This is a genomic window from Levilactobacillus bambusae (assembly GCF_003124125.1).
Lineage (GTDB): Bacteria > Bacillota > Bacilli > Lactobacillales > Lactobacillaceae > Levilactobacillus > Levilactobacillus bambusae.
Genome location: NZ_QCXQ01000003.1, coordinates 95,092 through 117,517 on the forward strand (window position 1 = coordinate 95,092; position 22,426 = coordinate 117,517).

The following is a 22,426-nucleotide window of genomic DNA, read 5'->3' on the forward strand; positions in this document are numbered from 1 at the left end:
TTCNNGAATTTAATGCCCCGCCTTATTTAAACTTTGATTAGTCCTTACGCTTAACAATGACCCGAATGTCTGCGTCCACATCTTCCGGGTGAATATCTTCTTTGTACTCAAAGTTCGTCTCTTGGAAGTAGCCTTTAATTTCGTCGTTAACTTCCTTTAAAGGCCGGGTATCGCCGTCCTCTTGAGAAATCAATAAGGTGTATTGACTGTTATCGTCGTCCACATCTTCAAACGTGTAAGGGACATCCTCAGTGTTCAAGATCTCTTGAATCATTTGACGTTCTGTCATTGCCATCATCCATTACCCCATTTCAAAAAGTGATTACTCTTTCACTGTACCGTTCTTTAGTGGATTTGTGAACTGATTTCAACGGTTCCACACAGACTCCTGGCGTTTCTCTAGCCGTTCCTTGGCACGAGCCCGTTGTTCATCGCTAAACGCAATGACGTTGCTTGGCGCTTCTGGCAAACCCTCGGCGACCCCCACTAACGGAACCCCAAAGTTAAAGTCAGCGACAAAGTTCGCCAGCGCCCGTTTGTTCGGAAACTTGACTTCACCGTCAATCACCTGCATGCCCATCTTCTTATGCTCGCTCCAGCTATCCGTAAAATCGGCAAAGTGAGCACCGGACTTAGCGGCTTGTCGAACATGTCGAGCTAACTCGTCGCCGTTCTTAATCTTTCCTGTCTGCTGCAGAAACCCCAAAAAGGCTTGTAGGATGGGGCCCACGCTAGTAAAGAATTCTGGCAACGCCGTAATCATACTTGGAAAGTAGACCCCGACGATCCGTTTCATATTTTCAACGGACCAATCCTTGGGTTCCCGCGAAAAATAAACGTAATTCATTTCAGAAAAAGCTTGGGTCACAAAAAAAGCCGCCCGTTGTTCTTCATGTGACAGCCGTTGAAAGTTGTCCGTGGATCGAAACTCGTTAAACCAGTCTCGGTTACGCTGTAAATTCTGATCCGCAATTTGCGAAGAGAAATTGTTTATCATACGTTCCACTTCCATCTCCTAATGTTCTAACATTATACTAGCACATTAAAATTGAAATAATCCGGACGACGACTTGGCACCGTGCCACATAATGCGTAAAATGGAAGTTAGGTGGAAGGGAACGGTATGAGATGCACACAAACGATATGAAGCAACGCTTAGGATTCCTAGTTTTTTCAATTATTTTAAATTCGGCGGCCAACGGGCTAACCATCTCCACCAACTTAGGGAGTGCCGTTTGGACTGCCAGTTCCGTTAACCTAGCTGACTGGATCCACATAAGTCTGGGGACCACCATGTTCATTTATGGTATCGTGGTAACCCTCATGAATCAGATTTTAATCGGATCCTTTGATCGACGCCGATTCATCTCCAACCTTCTGTATATTATTCCGTTTAGCTATCTGGTTGATTGGACCCACCTATTTTGGAACTGGATTGGAGTCCCGGGATACAGCCTAGGCTGGCGAATCGTGATTGATTTAGTCGGTTTGACCGGCATTGCGTTTGCCGTGTCTATCTACCAGCGGTGCAATATTTTAATGCATCCAAACGATGACCTCTCCTACATTTTACGGTTTAAATACCTCCATGGCTCAGCAGCCTTGGCCCAGTGGGTCAGCTATACTCCGCCAATCTTAATTATGGTCATGTCATACTTCGCCACCGGGCAGCTGCACGCCATTGGCTTTGGAACGGTCTGGGCCCTCTTAACACAGGGTATTGTGATGGGTTGGGCCGATAACCACGTTTTTCCCCGGCTGAAGCACCATGTTGATTTATAAGTTCTGCAGGCATATTAATTATGCCTGCTTTTTATTAACTGTATAAACTAATTTATACTTAAAAATATTAATAAAAGTATGTATAAAGTGATTGAAATATCGTAATATAAGCTAAGTGTCTCTCATTGTTCTAGAATTATCGGAGGAAATATGTTAAAAAACGTTTTACATACTCGCTATGGTAAAATTGGCCTACTTTTCATTTTACTACTGGCTGAGCTTTTACTTAGTCTGTGGTTGATTCAGGCCATCCAGATGAACAGCTTGTCCGCCTCATTTCTATGGCTTGTGCACCGCAAAAAGGTCGTTCTGGTGACGCTCCTCATCTGTTTTATATTAGATTGTTTTGTTATTGCGCTATTCAACCGGGTATGGTTAGGAAATGCACTCTTACTCCTGCTTCTAATCCTCTTTGAATACATTAATTATCAAAAAATGGCGCTCAGAAACGAACCCTTTTTGCCTAGTGACCTCTTATTAGCAAAACAAACGAAAGAGTTATCTGGAATGATTAATGTCGGTAGTTTGGCGAGCGTCATCATTATAATATTAATTATTATTATTGGCGCCATTTTTATTCAATCTAATCGCACCGTGCCCTTTTCCACACTGCGTTTCAACCTCTTTGAACGGATAGGCGCCGTTTCCCTGGCACTGATCGTCGGGTGGGGAATTGCGTTTCTAAATCACCCTGGAACTCCCAGTAATGTCCTAGCAGCCAAAATCGAGAACGACCACTTTGCGTGGAACCTTGTCGCCGGCGCTAAGTCCAACGGTCCAATCATTACTTTTATCAATAACGTGGATAAAAAGCCAATGAACGAACCCGATCACTACAGCAAAGCTAAAATTGAACAGATTGTCACCCACTATAAGAAGGTGGCCGCCAACATTAACCAAACTCGGGCTCATTCGGACATTAACCAGCAGACTTTAATTTACGTCCTAAGCGAGAGTTTTTCCGATCCAAAACGAGTACCAGGACTCACAGTAAACCACAATCCCGTAGCAAATATCAATCGCGTTGAGAATCAATCTACCGCTGGGCTTATGTTAAGCTCCGGATACGGCGGCGGGACGGCTAACATGGAATATATGACCGATACCAGTTTTTTAACCACCTTTTTTACCCCATCCTTATCAACGCCATTTACCCAGTTAGTTCCGACTCAGTCGCATGTTCCAACCATCGCTAAGTTATTCAAGACTCGTAACGCAATTCACACGAACTCCAGCGAGTTCTATAGTCGCAACCTGGTTTACAAAAAGTTTGGGTTTCAAAGCGCCCGTTTTTCGGATTCTACGGGGACCGATAAGTTAAAGTATCATCAAACCATCCAAAAAAGTGATTTAATTTCTGACGAGGATGCTTATAAGGACGCCGAATGGCAAGTTAATCAGGAAAAGGACGGCCAATTTATCAGTCTAGTCACCATGCAAAATCACCTGCCCTTTACCAATAAATACAACCACGATGATTACGGCGTTGCCGGACCCGCAGTTGGCCAAAATTCCCAGCAGGTCAAGAATTACGTGGAAGGAATCCATCTCACCGATCAATTTACCCGGGAGTTCTTAGCCCGCCTCGACAGCATAAAAAAACCGATCACCGTTCTATGGTATGGTGACCACTTAGCGGGTATTTGGAACGCTCCTATGGCGGCCAATAATATTCCGCTGCACGAAACAGATTATTTCATCTACAGCAATCGGTATGCCAGACAACACGGGTTTTCAATCGGTAAACAAAAAGGGGTGAACGTGGTTTCGCCTAACACCTTTTCACCACTAGTTTTACAGCAAATGAACCAACGAGTAACTCCGTATTATGGTCTCATGACCCAAGTCCTATCTGACTTACCCGCAACTGCAAAAGATAGTCAGGGAAATCCCAACGGATTAATGGTCAACGATCAGAATCAACAGGTTACCATCGCTTCATTTACACCCAAACAGCAAAAATTATACGAAGATTACAAACTAATCCAGTACGATCAAATATCAGGCCGCCACTACGCCCAACAGTTCGGCTTTTACTAGTTACTCCCCTAAAAGACCGCGATAAAAATTGCTAAATAATACCGCTGACTCATTGATCAACAAACGATCGGATGAGTCAGCGGTATTATTTTACCCTTAACCAAACCCGTTCGGGCTTAGTTCACTTCGCCATCGGCCGTCACAAACCGGCTGATCGCTTTAATCGTTTTCTTCGTTTCGGGCAGATCGTTCCATAACACGTAATCGTGCCACATGCCTTGTTGTTTATGGACCTGAACGGCCGTTTGCTTAGCCGTAATCAGTTTGGCCGTTAACCGCTCGATGTCCGGGGCAATAAGATCACTCGTCCCGTAATCAAGCAGGATTGCGCCTAGATGATCGAAGGTGCCATAGAACGGGCTCACCTTCGGATCCGTGGTCGACCACTCACCGGCATATTGCCGGCCAATCGTTCGCAAAACATCGTACGCCATAAACGGATCGTCATTGGCGGAGACAATCAGGTCGGGATTACTCATGGAAAAATCCGTCCAGGGGGAAAGCAGAATGGTTCCTACGGGCATGGTTGCGTTGGTGGCCCTGAGCTTTTGCAGCATGGCCAGGATTAAGCCTGCCCCACCAGAATCACCCATTAAGAAGAACCGGTCACCGGGATACTGTACATGTAAATAATCATATGCATTAACGATAAAGGGCAATACCGTTTCACAGTTATGAACCGGCGGCATGGGAAAGTCTAAGTAGGAAACTGTCACGTTAGTTTGTTTAATCACTTCGGTCACTAACTCCGCGTGCTTTTGAAGGCTGACGGCGGCAAAGTTTGGCCCATGAACGTAAATGAGATGTTTTCGTTGCGGATTAGCCTCTGAAACGGTCGTAATTCCGGCGCCAAACACATTCCGAGTGGCTACCTGCAAATTATCCGCAAACGACCCTGCCGCTAGTTCTGGTAAGGGGGCGCCCTCGTTAATGACAAAGTCTTTCACCCGTTGTTTCATGTGCTGCCGCCGCATTTGATATGTAACGAGACGTCCACGTACGCTCACAATCTCAGCTCCTTTAATTCGCCCAAACTATTAGTTAGAGTTTACTCCATGACCAGAGGCCTTGTACAGAATTACTCTTCAAGCTTAATAGGTTCGCTTTCATTTTGATCCCAAAACCCTTACAATGAAGGACAACTAGGACAGGAAAGGTGATTACGTTTATGGTAGAACAACGCGTGTTAGATCTTGCTGGTGGAGTGAACTTCCGCGAACTTGGGGGTTATCCCACCGTTAATAATCATACCATTAAGTGGCACAAACTCATTCGTTCCGCAAACTTAGCCACCCTGGCCGACTCTGATTTGCTATACCTTAAGGGGTACGGCGTTGCGACCGACATTGATTTACGTTCGGATGAAGAAATTAAGCAGCAGCCCGATCGCATTCCGGATGGCGTCACCTACAGCGTTGACTCCGTCTTCCCTAGCGACCAAACGGATGCCTCTAAATCAGAAAGCCAGTTGACCCAAGAGTTTTCGGCTAACCCGCATCAGGGGTATCAGCACATGATTGAGGTCTATCAAGATATGGTGACCACTAAGCAGGCCCAGGGCGCCTACCGGGACCTGTTCGATAATTTACTGGCTAACGATCAGTCTAACCAGTCCATTCTCTTCCATTGTACGGCTGGAAAGGACCGGACGGGGATGGGTGCTATCTTTACCCTCTCCGCATTAGACGTCGACCCCACGGTGATTAAGGACGACTACCTCTTAACTAACCAGGTGGCTGGGGATCACATTCAGCACAATTTAAATGAGATCAAACAAAAGGGCGCTTCTCAGACCCTCTACGATAATATTGCCGCCCTCTTAACGGTTAGCGCGGACTACTATGACGCTGCGATGAAGGTCATCAACACCCAGTATGGTGGAATGGCCGACTACCTTCACGACGTCCTAGGGCTAACTACCGCCCAAAAACAAACGCTCCAAAAAATTTACTTAGATTAATTAGGCACCCCTGAAACGGTGTCCTAGTCGGGATGATGGCCAAATGCGGTCATCATCCCGATTTTAATATAACCTGAACGTCTTCAATCCCAGCCGCATCACAGGGAGGCCTTTATATCGCCTAAATTAAAATTTCACTGACCACCATGTTTGTTTTCTCTTCTGAACACTTCTATAATGAATCCCATGATTAATTTACGAAAGGACTGACTCCGTTGGTCAAACACGCTTGGCGCATCCTAGCTCCACTGGCCGGAGTGGCCGCTACCTCCCTGTTCGTTAGTGAAAAACTCTTTAGCATTGCTATGAACCGGGTCGATGACGTCCCCGAAACTTCCGATGATAAAAAACAGTATGCCGCTGCGTACTACCACTACTTAGATTGGTTAGCTAAGGTTGAGACCCACGACTGGTTTTTACATCAGCACGATCCAAATAGACGGATGCACGCGATCTATATTCCGGCCAAGGCCCCATCAAATAAATTTGTAATCATTTCTCACGGGTATAAGGGCAACGGAGAAACCATGTCCGGGTACGCCAAGATGTTTTATGACATGGGCTTTAGCGTCCTACTCCCGGACGACCGGGCCCACGGAAAATCAGCGGGCAAGTACATTAGCTTTGGCTGGTTAGACCGACTTGACTACCTCGAATGGATCAACACGGCCATTAAGTACCGGGGCGAAACCTTAGCGATTCTCTTATTTGGGGTCAGTATGGGGGGTGCCACCGTCGAAATGTTATCGGGGGAAAATTTGCCAACCCAGGTTAAAGCTATCATTGCAGACTGTGGTTACTCCAGCATTGCCGAAGAACTGACCTACATCCTAACGAACCAGTACCACCTGCCTAAATATCCCTTTGAGCCCATGGTCAGCACCATTAACCGGCGGCGGTTAGGTTACTACTTGGGGGACGTTTCTTCCACCGATCAGTTAGCCCATAATACCCGGCCCATTCTGTTTATTCACGGCGAAAAGGACGCTTACGTGCCACCCTACATGTCCTACAAGAACTATGCGGCGACCCACGCTCCTAAACAGCTTTGGCTGGTCCGCAACGCCAGCCACGCCGAAAGCTTCTGGATTGACACCCCCGCCTATCAACATCGTGTCGCCAAGTTTCTTCATACCTACTTTGACCCCCGCGTCATTCCCGCACAATAAAGGAGCTTTCCCGCATGAAAAATAGTCGGATTTTTAAACTTATTGGCACTTTAATTGCCCTGATCTTAATTTGGGGATATGGAGATGGCACAGTTGGCTACTTTAGCTCAGCCATGTACGTTGGCGGAATTTTCTGGCTCATTACCGGCCTTTTAGTTCTAAGCTGTCTCCTCATCCTATTCGAACTCGGATTACTCTGGCTGCCTAACGACCGATCCATCAGTAACTGGAGCAATTGGGTGGCCATCTTAACGGTCATTACCGTCACCGTTACTTACTTAGCCGGATACACCTTATGGGTTCCATTGGCCTTAGCCATTTTATTTAATATTATGTTGGTGTCGGTCAAAAACTGACACCAACGGGAAAATCATCAGATTACCAATGGGGTAGCACTACTGGCTTCGATTGAATTTCAATCGATGTTAGTGGTGCTGCCCTATTTTCGTGATTGCCGATTAAACCAGCAAAGAACCACCCATAACAAGAGGTCGCCTAGCCCCGCCTTCACCCATAAATTAGCGGAGAATAACCGGGGATACACCAGGGCAATGACAACTAAACTCATGAACTCTAAGCCGGCCCGAATCTGCCGTTTCTTAGTCACCGTACTTGGGTTATCCGCTACGGACCGGGGCGCAATCCGCCACCTTGGGCCAGCAAACAGTGCCGTAAACAGTAACAGGCCCGTTATCCTTGCTAACTCGGGCCAAGCACCTTGCTGCCCCGGTACTAAGGCCACCATCATCCAATAGATCGTAACAGCAATAAGATTTCCGAGTATGACCCTGAGAAATTGTTTGACCACCATGATCCCTCCCTGAACATCAGTTATTTGCCTTAGAATACCGTAAAATATCAATTCATAAAACCCCGGTTTAGATATTTCCTCGTTGCGTAACATCTGTTATATTAGAGGTGGAGGTGTCATTATGACAACAACAAAAACTTACACAATTAAACAAATGGCCGATGAACTCGGTGTTTACAAGATGAAGGTTTCCCGGATTATTTCTGACCATAACGTCCAAAACATTGGGGTGGCAGGTAAGGCACAAATCTACGATCAAAGTCAGTTCGACCAAATTAAGCAGTGGCTGAGCGATAAACCCAAAACCACTTCGATAGTAAAAGCCCCGGATCAGTCCGATACCATTGCCCTTTTAACGGATCAGACGAAGGCCCAACAAACTCAAATTGCGGATCTACAGCAACAGGTTACCCGGCTAACGGAACTGCTCGGTCAAGCTCAGCAGTTACAAATGAGTGCCGAACAGAAGCTGCGGGCATACGAAAAGCCCGAGGATTCAAAGAAAAATTCCCGCGGGCTCTTTAACCGTTTATTCTAGCTTAACGTTCTTTAATTTTGCTTATGAAAGTTATCAATAATTCGTCACACTTTTATCGCGATTGCTTCTTAACTTGTGGGTATAGTTATCACCATAGTCATTAAGTAATTGATGACTTGATAGATAAAAATATCCCCTGAGGACATCTTGATAGTCTTTCCCCTAAGATTTGATATCCTTCTTTTCTTTCCTCTCTTTAAAATTCAATTGCCTCCCAACAATTGAATTCCCTGAGCGGCCGTCTCCCCCGACGGTCGCTTTTTTAGTGCTCGGGGACTCTTAGCTCCCGTTCCACACGAAAAAGGATCCCCGTTTCCAAGGGGGACCCTTTTTCGTTACAGCTCTGGTGAGGAACTGTCATATGAAAAATTATAAATCTGCATCTATAAGATAACACGATTCGACCACTATGTAAAGGGTTACATCTCAATCATTAGTTTAATCCCAACCGGTTAAAAACCTCATCCACATGTCGCAAATGATAGTGGTAATCAAAGGCATCCTCAATTTCGGCCGGTGTTAAAAACTGCCGGATTTCCGAATTTTCTTCAACCAGTGGTTTAAATTGAATTTGTTCGTCCCACGCCTTGGCCGTTAACGGTTGAACCAAATCGTAAGCGGCCTCGCGCGACATTCCCGCCGCCACTAATTTTAGCAGAACGCGCTGACTATAGATAAGGCCATAGGTCCGGTCCATATTTTTCCGCATCGTTTCTGGAAAAACGTCGAGGGACCGTAAAATCGCCGTGAACCGGCCCAGCATATAGTCAATTAAGGTCGTACTATCCGCTAAAATGATCCGTTCAGCGGACGAATGAGAAATATCCCGCTCGTGCCATAACGTCACGTTTTCGTACGCCGTGACAACGTATCCGCGTAATACACGGGCTAGGCCCGTTACGTTTTCTGATCCAATGGGGTTCCGTTTGTGCGGCATTGCCGAGGATCCCTTCTGACCGGGGCGAAAATGTTCTTCGACCTCATGAATTTCGGAACGCTGAAGACTACGAATTTCAGTGGCAAACTCTTCTAGGCTCGTTCCAATTAACGCAATTTCGGCAACGTAGGCGGCGTGCAGATCCCGGGGCAAAACCTGACTCGAAATTTCCTGTGCCCGAAGCCCTAGGTGGTCGCACACTAGCTGTTCTAACTCCGGTGGGACGTTGGCATACGTTCCAACGGCTCCGCTAATCTTGCCCGCTTCAACACCCGCCGCAACCTCGTCAAACCGCTTAATGTGCCGGTTGATTTCGGAATACCACCGGGCGACTTTCAGTCCAAACGTCGTTGGTTCGGCCTGGACGCCATGGGTGCGACCGATCATAACGGTGTCCTTGTAGGTTACCGCTAACTGGGCCAACACCTGCTTTAGGGCTTCTAAATCGGCCTTAATGATGGCGTTAGCCTGCTTTAACCGGAGTCCCTGCGCGGTATCCACAACATCCGTACTCGTTACCCCGTAATGAATCCACCGCCGTTCATCCCCTAAGCTTTCGGAAACGGCACGGGTAAACGCCACCACGTCATGATGAGTTTCCGCCTCAATTTCAGTAATTCGATCGACACTATAGTTCGCGTTTTGCTCAATCTTTGTGAGATCGGCATCGGAAATCACCCCTAACCGATTCCACGCATGGTCCACCGCTAATTCAACGGCTAACCAAGTTGCATACTGATTATCTAACGACCAAACCTGACCCATTTCAGGGCGGGTATAGCGTTCTAGCATTTTCCTCATCCTTTCGTCGTGACCACCTAAGATATTACCATACATTGTTCCTGATTTCATTAATTTTATTGTTATTCGGGGTTAAAAAGTTTTTTATTTCATTTAATTTACATATATAAACAAAAATATTTACATTTTCGTTCGTTATTTCGTTTGATTTTCATGTCGAACATGGGTATACTTTGCGATGTTGGTTCGAAGGAATCAATAATTTGATCAATGAGGTGCTTTTATGTCATCAATCGTAGTTGTCGGCTCCCAGTGGGGCGACGAAGGTAAGGGAAAAATCACGGATTTTTTAAGTCAGGATGCGGATATTGTTGCGCGGTACCAAGGTGGCGATAATGCCGGCCACAGTATTGTGTTTAACGGCCAGCAATTCTCGCTTCAACTCATCCCGTCCGGCATCTTCTTTCCGGAAAAGACGTGCGTGATTGGAAATGGCGTGGTCGTGAACCCCGTTTCCCTCATGGATGAGTTAAAATACCTGCACGATAACGGAATTTCGACGGATAACCTTCGGATTTCTGACCGGGCAAACGTCATCTTCCCCTACCATCGGTTACAAGATGAATACGAAGAAGAAATGAAAACCGAAAAGATCGGCACAACCCACAAGGGCATCGGTCCCGCTTACATGGATAAGGCGGAACGGATTGGCATTCGCATGGTTGATTTGCTGGACCAGGATATTTTTGCCGCTAAGCTCCAGCAAAATTTAACCATTAAAAACCGGTTATTTGATCGCCTATATGACAAACCGACCCTTAAATTCGATGAAATTTTCAATCAATATTATGCAATTGGTCAACAGTTAAAACCATTCATCACCGATACATCCGTCCTCGTTAACGACGCCCTCGCTAACGGCCAGCACGTTCTTTTTGAAGGGGCGCAGGGCGTCATGCTGGACGTCGACCATGGAACCTATCCGTTCGTTACCTCTTCAAATCCGGTCGCTGGTGGTGTCACCACGGGCTTAGGAATTGGCCCTAGCCTGGTTAATGAAGTCATCGGGGTCTGCAAGGCTTACACTTCCCGGGTCGGGGATGGCCCCTTCCCAACGGAACAGATTAATGAAATCGGGGACCAGATTCGTGAAACCGCCCATGAGTACGGCACCGTTACCCATCGGCCACGTCGGATTGGCTGGTTTGACAGCGTCTGTTTGCGCCACGCCACCCGGGTTTCTGGTTTTACCCGGCTGTCCCTCAACTGTTTAGACGTTCTAACGGGAATTCCCACCCTCAAGGTTTGTGTTGCCTACGACTTAGACGGCCAACGAATCAACCACTATCCGGCTAGTCTAGCTGAAATTGACCGGTGCCGCCCCATTTACGAGGAACTTCCGGGATGGACCGAGGATATTACACAGTGCCGCCGGTTCGAAGACTTACCGGATAATGCCCAACATTACCTGACCCGCATTAGTAAACTCGTTGGGGTTCCCTACCTCACCTTTTCGGTAGGCCCCGACCGGGATCAAACGAACATCTTAGCATCAGCATGGCAATAGCCAAGGAGGCCCAACATGACCATTAACGAAGTTTTTGACTACGAAGACGTTCAATTAATCCCCAATAAATGTGTGATTAACAGCCGGAGTGAAGCAGATACCAGCGTTCAGTTTGGCAGCCGTACCTTTAAGATTCCCGTCGTTCCCGCTAATATGGAAACGGTGATTAACGAAGAGTTAGCTACTAAACTAGCCCAGCACGGTTACTTTTACGTCATGCACCGGTTCCAACCGGCGGATCGGTTGGGGTTCATTACCCGCATGCACGACCAAAACTTATTTGCTTCCATCAGTGTCGGTGTCAAACCGGATGAACTAGCCTTTATAAAACAACTTCACGATGAAAACGCGGTCCCGGAATATATCACCATTGATATTGCCCACGGCCACGCTGACTCAGTCATCCACATGATTCAGGTTATTAAGGACTTGCTCCCTGATGCCTTCGTCATTGCTGGCAACGTCGGCACCCCCGCTGGTGTTCGGGACCTCGAGAACGCCGGGGCCGATGCCACTAAGGTGGGGATTGGTCCCGGAAAGGCCTGTATCACGAAACTCAAGACCGGGTTTGGAACCGGTGGTTGGCAGTTGGCTGCCCTTCGACTCTGCGCCAAGGCCGCCCGAAAGCCCATCATTGCGGACGGTGGAATTCGGTACGACGGCGACATTGCTAAGTCGATTCGGTTTGGTGCCAGCATGGTCATGATCGGTTCAATGCTGGCTGGTCACCAGGAGTCCCCTGGCAACGAAATCACCATTGATGGCCGCGTCTACAAGCAATACTGGGGGTCTGCCTCCGAGAAACAAAAGGGCACCTACCAAAACGTTGAAGGAAAACAGATGCTGGTTCCTTACCGGGGACCCATCAAAAATACCCTCAACGAAATGGAAGAAGACCTGCAATCCTCAATTTCATACGCCGGTGGTCGTCACCTCATGGATATCAGGACCGTCGACTACGTGATCGTTAAAAACTCAATTATGAACGGGGATAATTACTAGGTGGTTGTTGACCTTTATGCGCCAGCAATAACCTCCCACAAAATACTTTTAGGTTTTATGAATCATTGGGATTTATCGTAAAAAAAAATGTTATAATTGGTTAGCAATAATAAAGAGAATAGTTCTTATGTAACAGCACAAAAGCCTCATCCCTTGCCGGATGAGGCTTTTTTTATCACCTGTGCGATGGAACCCGACTAAAGAGTATAGTATGCACGTTCTTCCCTCCATTAATTAATAATTAAAAAATCCGGTTTTACTCACCTAACTAATGAGTAAAACCGGATTTTTCTAATCGATTACCGTCTCTGCCTTCACCGGCTCAGTCGCCGTATGCTTTAATCCGATTCCCGTGTACCCGCTTAAGATTGAGAAAATCGGCGATAGAATACTAAAGAAACAGAACGGCAGGTAAGCTAGCGTAGACACTCCCAGCGTGTTGGCAGCAAAAGCGCCGGCAACTCCCCACGGAACCAAGTAGTTAATAACCGTCCCTCCATCTTCAAGTACCCGGCTTAAAGCCAAGTTATTGAGGCCGTGCTGATTGAACGCCCGTTTAAAAGCTTTCCCAGGCAACAGAACGGACAGGTACTGTTCCCCAACGAAAACGTTAACCCCAATTCCCGATAAGATGGCGGCGGTCACCATCGAACCATCCGAGTGCAGGTGGTTAATCAACGGGGTCATCGCCGTTTGAATCAGCCCAAACTGCATGAGCAGACCGCCTAACGATAACGTTAAAAGAATTAACGCAATGGTGCCCAACATGGCGTTAATCCCGCCCCGGGTAAGAAGCGTATCAACACTGGAATTTCCCGTATGCGCAACGTACCCCGATTCAATAATGGCAGCCATTTTCTTAATGGTCATTCCCGGCGTTTGAATAAACGTCATCCCAATCGCAATCCCGATGTTTAAAAAGAGGGTCGCAATGGCAGGAATCTTAAAGATCGCACAAAGCATCATCACGACAATGGGTAGGGCCGCCCACCACGAAATCACAAAGTGACTGTTTAACACCGACAGGGTGGTTTCAACCCGTCCCAAAGCCAAGTGTTGGCTTCCCTGGCCTAAAATCCCGTACAGGATAAGCGAAAGCACAAAGGCCGGGATGGTCGACCACATCATATTCCGAATATGATCAAACAAGTCATCCTCTGCAATGGCTGACGCTAAGTTAGTGGAGGCCGATAGCGGCGACATCTTATCCCCAAAGATCGCCCCTGAGATGACGGCGCCCGCCACTAACGCTGGCTGTACGCCCATGGTTAACCCCATCCCAAACAGGGCAATTCCCACGGTGGAAATGATGGTAAAGGCACTCCCAATGGAGGAGCCGATTAAGGCGCACACGAGAAACACAGAGGGAACAAACCACTGGGCTGAAATCATGTGGAACCCTAACACCATCATGGATGGAATAATTCCGGCCGCAATCCACGTACTAATAATGGCCCCAATGAGTAAAAAAATGACCAGGGGAATAATTCCGTTGGAAACCCCCTTTGATATTCCTTCGTGAATGTCCTCCCAGCTAAACCCCCGCACCTTGGCCCATAAAATAATGAGGGCAATCGTCGTCAAAACGGGAACAAGCGGTGACAGGCCAAACCCAATGACCCCGGTTCCTAAAATGATAATCATGCCGGCTAATACCGTAACGGATTCAGCGAACCCGACTTTAAGCGTTGTTTGTTTCATATCTTTACGTCTCCTTATTGATTAATTATCCGTCTTCAACCCTGAAGTTTCCGGTAATAACCAATAATAAGGGTTGCCCCCGCACGTTCGTTTAATCATCGTCTCTACCTCCATATGCAAAAAAAATCGTCCCTGCTGCCAACTGCAACAGGGACGATTTTCACCGTGGTACCACCCAGATTGCTCCCTCCGGCTGTTAAGCACGACAAAGGAACCTCTTCATCAGATGGTAACGGTTCTGACGATTTTTCCGCTGGGTTGCCCCAGAGCCCATCACTGTATTTCGACGACGTAACCCTGATCGGTTCGCAGCACCCACCGACTTCCTGACACCCAGATTACTCGCTACTTAAGCGTGATTTTATGCGTTCATTTTTAATTGTTGCCTAGTGTATCATGCCCGTATCCCAACGTCAATCCCTATTTAAAGAACCCGTTGGGGTACCGGATGACGCCGCCTTTATGCAATAAGGCGCCATCCTTCAGCGGTTTAATTAAGTTATCCGCCATATTAATTTCCAAACTATTCCGTACGTTAAACGTATCCGCAGGAACAAAGTTAAACCGTGAAAGATAGTTTGCATCCCCAACCGCACTCATGGCGGGAACCCCAGCTAATTGAGCACGGGTCGTCAGTTCGTGAACGAGGGCTTCAGCAATTCCCTGTCCCTGATATTCCGGTAAAACGGCTAACGGGGTTAAGGCCACCAGGTCCATTTCATCGTAACCGTGGTGCAGAACCACGGGCATTAACATGGCGTACCCCACAATGGTAGCCGACTCCCGTATTTTAGCTTCCACTTCAAAGCTAGGGTTATACTTGGCCGTTGCCCGAATTCGTTCCATTGTCTCAGCTTCATCACCGTACGCCTTTGGTTCGTTAGCGTAAGCTTGGTTAACAATCTGTTTGACTGCTTCATAATCCTCTGGTTGAACCGTTTCTATGCTAACTTTCACAACGTTCCCTCACATTTCACGCTTTTTTCTTCATTATACCCACTTGAAAAAAATTTGTCGAAAATATGATAATTTTTTTAATTAAAACTGAACGTTTACGGTCAACCCAATTACTTGGCCTGACTGGTGTTATACGTGACCGACCGTTTTAAAAAGGCTTCGTCGTTAGGATCCGAACCCACCCGGTCCCCGCGGTCTAATCCAGCCATCGCCTTCATTTCCTCTTCATCTAAACCGAAGGCGAAGATATCCCGATTCTCCTGAATTCGGTTTTGGTGGATCGACTTCGGAATCACGACCTCTTCGCGTTCGACGTGCCACCGCAAGATGATTTGGGCCGGTGTGACCCCGTGATTTTCGGCCAACTGTTTAACCAACGGATCGTTTAGTTCCGAACTCTTGCCGCCACCAAGCGGGCTCCAAGCTTCGTGAATAATTCCCTGATCCTTCAGGTAGGCATGGAGCTCCTTCTGCTGAAAGTACGGGTGCGTTTCAATTTGGTCCACGACCGGTTTAACGTCCGAATGGGCTAATAAATCTTCAATGTGCCGTTTCTCAAAGTTCGATACCCCGATATTTTTAATTTTTCCTTCATGGTACAGATCGACTAAGGCCGCCCAAGCTTCAACGTACCCGTCGGCCGGCCAGTGAATGAGGTACATGTCCAGGTAATCAAATCCCATCAGGTCTAAGGTCTTTTCATACTGGGCCCGAACGTTGTCGTACCCACGGACATCATTCCAAAACTTAGACGTCACAAATACGTCCTCCCGGGGCACGTCACTTTCTGCAATGGCCTCGCCCACTTCTTTTTCGTTGGCATAGTACGACGCCGTATCAATGTGCCGGTAACCAGCTGCAAGGGCCCATTTGACCGCCTCTTTCACCTGGGTAGCGTCATCCACCCGGAAAACGCCCAATCCGAGCTGCGGGATGGTATGTTCATTATTTAATGGAATATTGGGAATCTCATTGTGCATTCTAAAATTACCCCTTTCATGGGTTAGATCACTGTTGTTAAATGATTTGGGTCATGTGCTCTTCTTAAATGCGCTCCCTCAAATCTGACAGTTCCGGTTAAGTTAATACCAAGATAAGCCCTAACCCGGCTTTTCTTGGCATCCCCTTAATCCTCGCTGTCAAACGATTGGGGTCACGCTCTCTTCCTAAACGCGCTCCCTCAAATCTGACAGTTCCGGTTAAGTTAATACCAAGATAAGCCCTAACCCGGCTTTTCTTGGCATCCCCTTAATCCTCGCTGTCAAACGATTTGGGTCACGCTCTCTTCTTAAATACGCTCCCTCAACCTGACCATTCCGGTTAAGCCAGTTTCGAGATAAGCTCCAGAATCGGACTTTTCCCGGAACTTTCTTAATCCTCATGGTCATTCCGGTTGAGGTCACTCTCTATACTTTTCTCCATCGACCTTAATCAATCGGCCGATGTTTTCGGTTGTTCGTTCCAGATTGATGGCGGCATCCTGCATCGCCTTGTCTAGGCTCATGGCGCCGGGGGTCATGGAAAAGATGGCGTCCACCCCAACGTTGTACAGTTCATCAATTCCATCGCCAATCCCGCCCGTTACAATAATAACGTGGGTATCAGGATTTCCCTTATTAGCTTCAATCGCCACGCCCAACGGGGTTTTACCGTACTGGGTTTGATAATCCACCATCCCTTCTCCGGTAAACGTATAGTCAGCTCCAACTACTTTTTCATCGAGCTTCGCCACCTTCGCTACTAGATCGACGCCACGCACAATGTGGGCGTTCGTAAACGCCATGACGCCACCCGCTAAGCCACCTGAGGACCCGGACCCCGGCATATCCTTAATATCCTTACCCGTAAACCGCTGTAAAACATCGGCATAGTGGGTTAAATTTTGATCTAGGGTTTCCACCATTTCTGGCGTGGCTCCCTTGTTCGGCGCAAACACAGCGCTGGCCCCATATTCACCGACCATTGGGTTGGCGACGTCGGTGGCAATGACAAACTCCACGTCCGCTAGCCGGGGATCAATGTTGGACATATCAATGGAAACCAAGCCACCTAGGCCACCGCCACCCCGGGGAATCGGATTCCCTTTACTATCCAGGAAGCGAACGCCCAGAGCTTCAAACATCCCGGCCCCACCGTCATTAGTGGCGCTCCCGCCAATGGCAATGATAATCCGGTTCACGCCCTTATCTAGGGCGTCCTTCACTAACTGTCCCGTGCCGTAAGTCGTCGTAATCAACGGATTTCGGTCATCATCATTTAAATAACCTAAGCCACTGGCCTCAGCGACCTCAATAATTCCCGTAAAATAGTGACTGTCTTTAATTAATCCGTAACGGGCACTAATGGTATGCATCAAAGGATCGTTTACTTCGGCCGTAATAAATTCACCGTGACGAGCATCGACCAACGATTGAGCGGTTCCCGCGCCGCCATCGGCCATGGGAACCTGAATAAATTCCGCGCTTGGAAAAATACGTGATAAACCGCGTTGCATTGCGGAAGCTGCTTGTTTGGCAGTCAGTGATCCCTTAAAGGAATCTGGTGCTAAAACAAATTTCATGGTTATCAACTCATTTCATTTTTGAATTTCTTATTCCTATTGTAAGCCTTTTACTACGGATGAACTAGACCCCTGTTTGTTAATTTATTGACAATTGGTCTATTTTGGTAAATGACAAGCACCATCTTTTAGAAGCTGGTATAATACAAGATGACGATGAAAAAGAAAATTGATTGCACCACGAACCGGAAACTGGAGGTTTTCTATGAACAACCAACAACCACAACGCTCTAGGGTGCAGCGTTATAACTTCAATTCCACTCGTCAACAAACTCGCAGGAAACCACGGCGGCCTAAATGGCCCTGGATTCTGACGCTGATTGTACTGGTGGTCTCGCTAAGTCTTGCCTTGGTAATTCGTATGAACGTAACGGCCAATCGATCTTCCGTTGCCGATAGTTCATCCAGTACAGAAGTTGTTGATTCCCAAACGAGTAGCAAGCAAGAAGCACAAACATCCTCAACGTCTCAACCGGATTCTTCCCCGACGAGCACGTCCTCGTCTTCTTCGGCTTCATCCTCTACCACACCGTCTAGTTCATCCTCATCCACTAAAACGTCGGATTCACAATTTAGTGCAACCCACACTTTTTCATCGGTTAACGACGCCACCAATTGGGCGCGCGCCACAAAGGATGATTGGCTAGCAGCTGGTTATAATAATTACACGGTGACGACGGATGCACAAGGAAATTATCTGTTGAAATTTCAACGGTAATTAAACCAAAACAAAAGGGACTCCCCACTGGGGAGTCCCTTTTGTTTTGGTTCGTCATCTTCTACCTCACCACCGTTTGAAATTCACGGTCGGCCAGTTGAATTTCCACGTCGCACTGTTTTGCCACCTCGGGTTCATGCGTCACAATAATGACACACTTTCCCTGATCGTGGGCAATGGACTGAAACTGGTTAATCACCGCCTTGGTGTTTTGTTCGTCAAGGTTCCCGGTCGGTTCATCCGCCACCACTAACGCTGCGTCACAGCACATCGTTCGGGCGATGGCAACCCGTTGCTGCTGTCCCCCGGATAGGTGGGTTACATTACGGTTAAAGTCACCCTTGGGAATCCCAATCTGTTCCAGCATGCGTTTCGCATACTCTTGGTCCCCCCGGTGCTCGGCATTGGTAATAGCCATCGCCGTCATTAAATTGTTCACGGGTGACATATAGTTAAAGAGGTTGTAAGCCTGAAAAACGATCGAAACATCGCGTCGGCGATAATTCGTCAGACCAATCTTTTTTAGCGTTTCATTATCATACAAAATTTCTCCGGCCTTCGGATGATCCAGGCCCGCAAGTAGGGAGAGAAAAGTCGTTTTTCCCGTCCCGCTTTGCCCGACAATGGCATAGGATTTGCCGGCCTCAAAGGTCAAATTAACATCCTTAAATAACGGTCGTGAACCATTCTCGTACCAGTAAGCCAAGTCCTTTGTTTCTAACATCGTGGTCATCAGCATCCTCCTTAATCGTCAATGAGTACTTTTTTGGGTTCTAACCGCATGATACCTAGGGACCCAATGGCTACGGAGACAAACATGATGGATAAACCAAAGCCGCCTAGCTCTGCCATCTCGGTTGCGGTAACGGTGGTTGAGAGCTTAGTCTTAGCCGCCTTTTTCTGGCTGAATCCACCTGATCGTTGACCGCCCATACCGCCGCTTCGCATCCCGCCAGGTTGTCCGCCACCCTGACCCATTGGCCCGCTCGTTTCAGAGGTCTGACTAGTTTGAGCTTGGGTCACAAGCTGCTGGCCTAGTTGATTACCGACGAACTGGCCACCAATCCCAGCAATGGCTAGGGAAACGATTAGCACCATCACTAATTCCGTGAAGAACTGAGCGGCAATTTTAAAGCGGGACTCTCCGAGGGATAACAAGACCCCGATTTCATACCGGCGTTCCCGAACCATCATGATCACGATGAGCGCGAGAATCACGGTTCCCGCCGCTGCAACGAGCCAGACAATCTTATTGGCGAATCCGCTAACGGTATTCATGGATTTTTTCACAGTTTGGTAGCTATTATCGTCCGTTGTCAAACTGTAAGTTGAGGTGTTAATCAGTTTATCACCGGCCTTTTTCACGGCAGTCGTTTTGGCCGGGTTGCTAATCTTAAAGGTGACCGAATCAGCGGTATCCTTATATTTGCTGCCCTTAATGGTGTTGGCAAACGTGTAGGAAGTGTACACGGCATTGGATGGATCACTGCCCATCATGCCCATTCCGCTGGAGGCGCTGGAACTGGCCTTGTAAATTCCGACTATTTTCAATTTATAAGTCGTTTTATTGCCAGTGGTTTGTTTAACGGTCATAGTATCCCCGACCGTTAAGTTATCCTGCTTGGCCAGTTCGCTTTCAATCACAACGTTGTTTGTACCTTCATCAGAAGCCTTAATTCCACGCCCCTTCGTAATTTTACTGGATTTGCTGGTAAAACTGGAAACGTCAGAAGTTGAAGTGACACCGTTGACCGTCACGTCGCCCGTCGAACTGGAACTGCCGCCCCGCATGCCCATCATCCCGGTACTTGAACTCGTCGTGCTCACGGTATCGAATGATTTGGCGTCAACGGAGGTCGTTGCTGTCGCATTCATACTGCTAATGTTACCTGAACGCGCAATCTTTTTGGCATCACTCAGTTTGACGGGAGTCATCGTGATCTTCTTGGGTTTACTGGTGGTCGAACCAGACTGCATTTTCTTGAAGGCCGCTTCCCGGTTCGCCGACAGGGTTAAAGTGGCGCCTACGCTCTTCTTGGCTTCCGCAGTCGCTTGACTGGCCGCATGGCTGATTAATAGTCCCGCTAACACAAACATCAAGATGGTCGAGGTCACCAGGACTAAGAGGATGGAGCGCCCCCACTTAGCGGAGAGGGAGAGCCAAGCCCGTTTCACAAAATTCATTTTCAACATCACACCTTTGCTTTTCGATGTTTCAGTTATACCATCCCCGCCGCCCCCTAATCTTGTGACCAAGATAAACGTTGGATAAGAAATTCTTAGGATGCTTTTTAAATCGCTAGCTTCGAGGATTAACCTAGGCAGGCCTCCGCAGATTCAGAAAATTGACTCCGTGTCCATTTACAGCTATTTTTGCAACCATTTTCATAAGCAAAAATCCATTGTTTTCAACGATTGTGTATTCATCACAAGCAAATTTTACCGGTTTCAGCATATTCCTTGCTAAACTTTACGTATTAAGGGGGAAGTCGTTATGGATAAGGCAAAAACCAGTTCGCCGTTATTTAAAACAGCGTTACTGTCCATTTCAATTTTATTAATGATGGGGCCCGTTGTTTCCTCAACCGTCCCATCCATGTCGAAGACCTTAATTGGTCAATCACCGTCTGCGGTGGAATCATTAGTTTCCATCCCTAACTTCGGGTTAGTTTTTGGAATTTTTATTGGGAGTTTCTTAGCCCTGCATTGGGGTGCCAAACAGACGGTCTTAACCGGGGTGGCCGGCGTCTTTATCTTTGGGATCATGCCGGTGTTTACGGATAGCTACACCGTCCTACTAGTTTCCCGGTTACTGTTAGGGGTCAGTCTGGGGTTATATAACTCCCTGGCCATCAGTTTAATCTCAGATTTCTACACGGGGGATGAACTCTCGACGATGATGGGGTATCAGAGTGCGGTTCAATCACTCGGAAATTCAGCCTTCTCATTCGTGGTGGGTTACCTATTGCTATTCAGTTGGCACGCCGCCTACTGGATTTACGCCATTGCCCTCCCCGTTTTCTTCCTGTTTGGAGCCGTTGTTCCAATGATCAAACGGCCAACCCAACAAACCCAAACGAAGACGGACAGCGGGCAAACCAGCCAAACCACCCAGAAGGTTAAGCAACGGGTCAACCTGCCCGTCATCTTGATTTCAATCTTGACGTTCTTCGTCTTTGGCTTTTTCATGGTTTTAACCGTTAAACTGGCAAGTCTCTTTACGTCCGAAAATATCGGGACCGCCAGTGAAGCTGCCGGCGTCCTTGGGGGTTACACCCTGTTATCCATGTTCGTTGGTTTTGGATACGGGTGGGTGCATAAGTTCATGGGCCGCCTTGTCCTGCCAATTGGGATTGGGGTGATGGCCCTCGGCTGCTTTGGGGTTGCCATGTTCCACAGTTTCTGGGGGGTTACCCTCTCCGTCTTAGTGGTCGGTGCCGGGTACTCCATCGCTAACCCGTACATTTTTACGGAAGTTAACCTGGTTGCGCCAGCTGGTTCAAAGAACTTAGCCTCTTCCGTGATGCTCGTCTTCTTAAACGTCGGAGTTTTTGTGGGCCCAATCTGGGTCAACTGGGTTGCCGGGTTGTTTGGCAACACCACGCCGGCTGCCGACATGATTATCTGTGCGGTTGGGTTGGTCATCCTCACCGGCCTGATTATCTTCATTCAAGCCACCCACAAACAACCAAAACAAGCTTAACCATCATCACAATAAGAGGAGCGGTTTGGGACATTAGGTCCGCTTCGCTAAAAATACGATTCTTGCAACGTGGTCCGAAAGCCCTTCATCCTTAACAGGATGCTTTCGGACCATTAGTTACGGGAAATAAGACAGACCACAACCAAATAGGGACAAGGACCAAATCCGATCAAAGTACAATCGAACCTGGTCCTTGTCCCTATTCGGCATGGTCTAAACGTCTTATTTCCCAGCCTTTTT

Annotated in this window: 21 protein-coding genes; 10 read left to right on the top strand and 11 right to left on the bottom strand. The window is 47.6% G+C overall.

Annotated elements, in window-relative coordinates; all coding sequences use genetic code 11:
- Positions 1-37 precede the first annotated feature (37 nt).
- Positions 38-289, bottom strand: a complete 252-nt coding sequence (locus DCM90_RS06955) for a hypothetical protein (RefSeq protein ID WP_109250737.1) — start codon at positions 287-289, stop codon at positions 38-40.
- Positions 290-367: 78 nt separating this feature from the next.
- The gene (locus DCM90_RS06960) at positions 368-997 is read right to left on the bottom strand and encodes a hypothetical protein (protein ID WP_109250650.1); all 630 of its coding nucleotides are present in this window, start codon (positions 995-997) and stop codon (positions 368-370) included.
- Between the two features lie 146 nt (positions 998-1,143).
- On the opposite strand from DCM90_RS06960, the gene DCM90_RS06965 reads away from it, so the two are divergent.
- Together DCM90_RS06965 and DCM90_RS06970 are read left to right on the top strand one after the other, a co-directional pair.
- On the top strand, positions 1,144-1,782 hold the full coding sequence (locus DCM90_RS06965; protein WP_225365999.1) for a YczE/YyaS/YitT family protein: 639 nt from the start codon (positions 1,144-1,146) through the stop codon (positions 1,780-1,782).
- Positions 1,783-1,932: 150 nt separating this feature from the next.
- The gene (locus tag DCM90_RS06970) at positions 1,933-3,822 is read left to right on the top strand and encodes an LTA synthase family protein (protein ID WP_109250652.1); all 1,890 of its coding nucleotides are present in this window, start codon (positions 1,933-1,935) and stop codon (positions 3,820-3,822) included.
- Positions 3,823-3,938: 116 nt separating this feature from the next.
- On the opposite strand, the gene DCM90_RS06975 is transcribed toward DCM90_RS06970, so the two are convergent.
- A complete protein-coding gene (locus tag DCM90_RS06975) occupies positions 3,939-4,829 on the bottom strand; it encodes an alpha/beta hydrolase fold domain-containing protein (protein ID WP_109250653.1) in 891 nt (296 codons plus the stop codon).
- 161 nt (positions 4,830-4,990) lie between these two features.
- On the opposite strand from DCM90_RS06975, the gene DCM90_RS06980 reads away from it, so the two are divergent.
- The 3 genes from DCM90_RS06980 to DCM90_RS06990 all read left to right on the top strand — a co-directional run bounded on the left by DCM90_RS06980 (position 4,991) and on the right by DCM90_RS06990 (position 7,307).
- Positions 4,991-5,782, top strand: a complete 792-nt coding sequence (locus tag DCM90_RS06980; protein ID WP_109250654.1) for a tyrosine-protein phosphatase — start codon at positions 4,991-4,993, stop codon at positions 5,780-5,782.
- 215 nt (positions 5,783-5,997) lie between these two features.
- Positions 5,998-6,951, top strand: coding sequence for an alpha/beta hydrolase (locus DCM90_RS06985; RefSeq protein WP_370738410.1), 954 nt, complete (start codon positions 5,998-6,000; stop codon positions 6,949-6,951).
- 14 nt (positions 6,952-6,965) lie between these two features.
- Complete coding sequence (locus DCM90_RS06990) at positions 6,966-7,307, top strand: hypothetical protein (RefSeq protein ID WP_109250655.1); 342 nt, start codon at positions 6,966-6,968, stop codon at positions 7,305-7,307.
- Between the two features lie 83 nt (positions 7,308-7,390).
- On the opposite strand, the gene DCM90_RS06995 is transcribed toward DCM90_RS06990, so the two are convergent.
- The gene (locus DCM90_RS06995) at positions 7,391-7,699 is read right to left on the bottom strand and encodes a hypothetical protein (RefSeq protein WP_165815244.1); all 309 of its coding nucleotides are present in this window, start codon (positions 7,697-7,699) and stop codon (positions 7,391-7,393) included.
- Positions 7,700-7,883: 184 nt separating this feature from the next.
- On the opposite strand from DCM90_RS06995, the gene DCM90_RS07000 reads away from it, so the two are divergent.
- Complete coding sequence (locus DCM90_RS07000; protein ID WP_109250657.1) at positions 7,884-8,300, top strand: hypothetical protein; 417 nt, start codon at positions 7,884-7,886, stop codon at positions 8,298-8,300.
- A 433-nt stretch (positions 8,301-8,733) separates the two neighbouring features.
- Here DCM90_RS07000 and purB read toward each other — a convergent pair whose 3' ends face one another.
- A complete protein-coding gene (purB, locus tag DCM90_RS07005; RefSeq protein WP_109250658.1) occupies positions 8,734-10,029 on the bottom strand; it encodes an adenylosuccinate lyase in 1,296 nt (431 codons plus the stop codon).
- Positions 10,030-10,261: 232 nt separating this feature from the next.
- On the opposite strand from purB, the gene DCM90_RS07010 reads away from it, so the two are divergent.
- Positions 10,262-11,545, top strand: a complete 1,284-nt coding sequence (locus tag DCM90_RS07010) for an adenylosuccinate synthase (protein WP_109250659.1) — start codon at positions 10,262-10,264, stop codon at positions 11,543-11,545.
- A gap of 15 nt (positions 11,546-11,560) precedes the next feature.
- A complete protein-coding gene (locus tag DCM90_RS07015; RefSeq protein WP_109250660.1) occupies positions 11,561-12,547 on the top strand; it encodes a GMP reductase in 987 nt (328 codons plus the stop codon).
- A gap of 291 nt (positions 12,548-12,838) precedes the next feature.
- Here DCM90_RS07015 and nhaC read toward each other — a convergent pair whose 3' ends face one another.
- The 4 genes from nhaC to DCM90_RS07035 all read right to left on the bottom strand — a co-directional run bounded on the left by nhaC (position 12,839) and on the right by DCM90_RS07035 (position 17,765).
- On the bottom strand, positions 12,839-14,248 hold the full coding sequence (nhaC, locus tag DCM90_RS07020; RefSeq protein WP_109250661.1) for a Na+/H+ antiporter NhaC: 1,410 nt from the start codon (positions 14,246-14,248) through the stop codon (positions 12,839-12,841).
- A gap of 420 nt (positions 14,249-14,668) precedes the next feature.
- On the bottom strand, positions 14,669-15,205 hold the full coding sequence (locus DCM90_RS07025) for a GNAT family N-acetyltransferase (RefSeq protein ID WP_109250662.1): 537 nt from the start codon (positions 15,203-15,205) through the stop codon (positions 14,669-14,671).
- Positions 15,206-15,315: 110 nt separating this feature from the next.
- Positions 15,316-16,185: an aldo/keto reductase gene (locus tag DCM90_RS07030; protein WP_109250663.1), complete on the bottom strand. Its 870-nt coding sequence runs from the start codon at positions 16,183-16,185 to the stop codon at positions 15,316-15,318.
- A 419-nt stretch (positions 16,186-16,604) separates the two neighbouring features.
- Positions 16,605-17,765: a glycerate kinase gene (locus tag DCM90_RS07035; protein ID WP_109250664.1), complete on the bottom strand. Its 1,161-nt coding sequence runs from the start codon at positions 17,763-17,765 to the stop codon at positions 16,605-16,607.
- Between the two features lie 205 nt (positions 17,766-17,970).
- On the opposite strand from DCM90_RS07035, the gene DCM90_RS07040 reads away from it, so the two are divergent.
- Positions 17,971-18,483 (top strand): hypothetical protein, encoded by a 513-nt coding sequence (locus DCM90_RS07040; RefSeq protein ID WP_109250665.1) that lies wholly within the window; start codon positions 17,971-17,973, stop codon positions 18,481-18,483.
- 61 nt (positions 18,484-18,544) lie between these two features.
- On the opposite strand, the gene DCM90_RS07045 is transcribed toward DCM90_RS07040, so the two are convergent.
- Both DCM90_RS07045 and DCM90_RS07050 read right to left on the bottom strand, forming a co-directional pair.
- Entirely contained in the window at positions 18,545-19,207 is a 663-nt protein-coding gene (locus DCM90_RS07045) for an ABC transporter ATP-binding protein (protein WP_109250739.1), read from the bottom strand.
- A 20-nt stretch (positions 19,208-19,227) separates the two neighbouring features.
- Positions 19,228-20,667, bottom strand: coding sequence for an ABC transporter permease (locus DCM90_RS07050; protein WP_109250666.1), 1,440 nt, complete (start codon positions 20,665-20,667; stop codon positions 19,228-19,230).
- A gap of 310 nt (positions 20,668-20,977) precedes the next feature.
- Here DCM90_RS07050 and DCM90_RS07055 point away from each other — a divergent pair, with 310 nt between their 5' ends.
- Positions 20,978-22,186 (top strand): MFS transporter, encoded by a 1,209-nt coding sequence (locus DCM90_RS07055; RefSeq protein WP_109250667.1) that lies wholly within the window; start codon positions 20,978-20,980, stop codon positions 22,184-22,186.
- Positions 22,187-22,426 lie beyond the last annotated feature (240 nt).

Excerpts from the sequence above, each read along its gene's own strand:
- DCM90_RS06955 (WP_109250737.1), bottom strand. The coding sequence starts at position 289 with ATGACAGAACGTCAAATGATTCAAGAGATCTTGAACACTGAGGATGTC.
- DCM90_RS06960 (WP_109250650.1), bottom strand. The coding sequence starts at position 997 with ATGATAAACAATTTCTCTTCGCAAATTGCGGATCAGAATTTACAGCGT.
- DCM90_RS06965 (WP_225365999.1), top strand. The coding sequence starts at position 1,144 with ATGAAGCAACGCTTAGGATTCCTAGTTTTTTCAATTATTTTAAATTCG.
- DCM90_RS06970 (WP_109250652.1), top strand. The coding sequence starts at position 1,933 with ATGTTAAAAAACGTTTTACATACTCGCTATGGTAAAATTGGCCTACTT.
- DCM90_RS06980 (WP_109250654.1), top strand. The coding sequence starts at position 4,991 with ATGGTAGAACAACGCGTGTTAGATCTTGCTGGTGGAGTGAACTTCCGC.
- DCM90_RS06990 (WP_109250655.1), top strand. The coding sequence starts at position 6,966 with ATGAAAAATAGTCGGATTTTTAAACTTATTGGCACTTTAATTGCCCTG.
- DCM90_RS06995 (WP_165815244.1), bottom strand. The coding sequence starts at position 7,699 with ATGATGGTGGCCTTAGTACCGGGGCAGCAAGGTGCTTGGCCCGAGTTA.
- DCM90_RS07000 (WP_109250657.1), top strand. The coding sequence starts at position 7,884 with ATGACAACAACAAAAACTTACACAATTAAACAAATGGCCGATGAACTC.
- purB (WP_109250658.1), bottom strand. The coding sequence starts at position 10,029 with ATGCTAGAACGCTATACCCGCCCTGAAATGGGTCAGGTTTGGTCGTTA.
- DCM90_RS07010 (WP_109250659.1), top strand. The coding sequence starts at position 10,262 with ATGTCATCAATCGTAGTTGTCGGCTCCCAGTGGGGCGACGAAGGTAAG.
- DCM90_RS07015 (WP_109250660.1), top strand. The coding sequence starts at position 11,561 with ATGACCATTAACGAAGTTTTTGACTACGAAGACGTTCAATTAATCCCC.
- nhaC (WP_109250661.1), bottom strand. The coding sequence starts at position 14,248 with ATGAAACAAACAACGCTTAAAGTCGGGTTCGCTGAATCCGTTACGGTA.
- DCM90_RS07030 (WP_109250663.1), bottom strand. The coding sequence starts at position 16,185 with ATGCACAATGAGATTCCCAATATTCCATTAAATAATGAACATACCATC.
- DCM90_RS07035 (WP_109250664.1), bottom strand. The coding sequence starts at position 17,765 with ATGAAATTTGTTTTAGCACCAGATTCCTTTAAGGGATCACTGACTGCC.
- DCM90_RS07040 (WP_109250665.1), top strand. The coding sequence starts at position 17,971 with ATGAACAACCAACAACCACAACGCTCTAGGGTGCAGCGTTATAACTTC.
- DCM90_RS07045 (WP_109250739.1), bottom strand. The coding sequence starts at position 19,207 with ATGTTAGAAACAAAGGACTTGGCTTACTGGTACGAGAATGGTTCACGA.
- DCM90_RS07050 (WP_109250666.1), bottom strand. The coding sequence starts at position 20,667 with ATGAATTTTGTGAAACGGGCTTGGCTCTCCCTCTCCGCTAAGTGGGGG.
- DCM90_RS07055 (WP_109250667.1), top strand. The coding sequence starts at position 20,978 with ATGGATAAGGCAAAAACCAGTTCGCCGTTATTTAAAACAGCGTTACTG.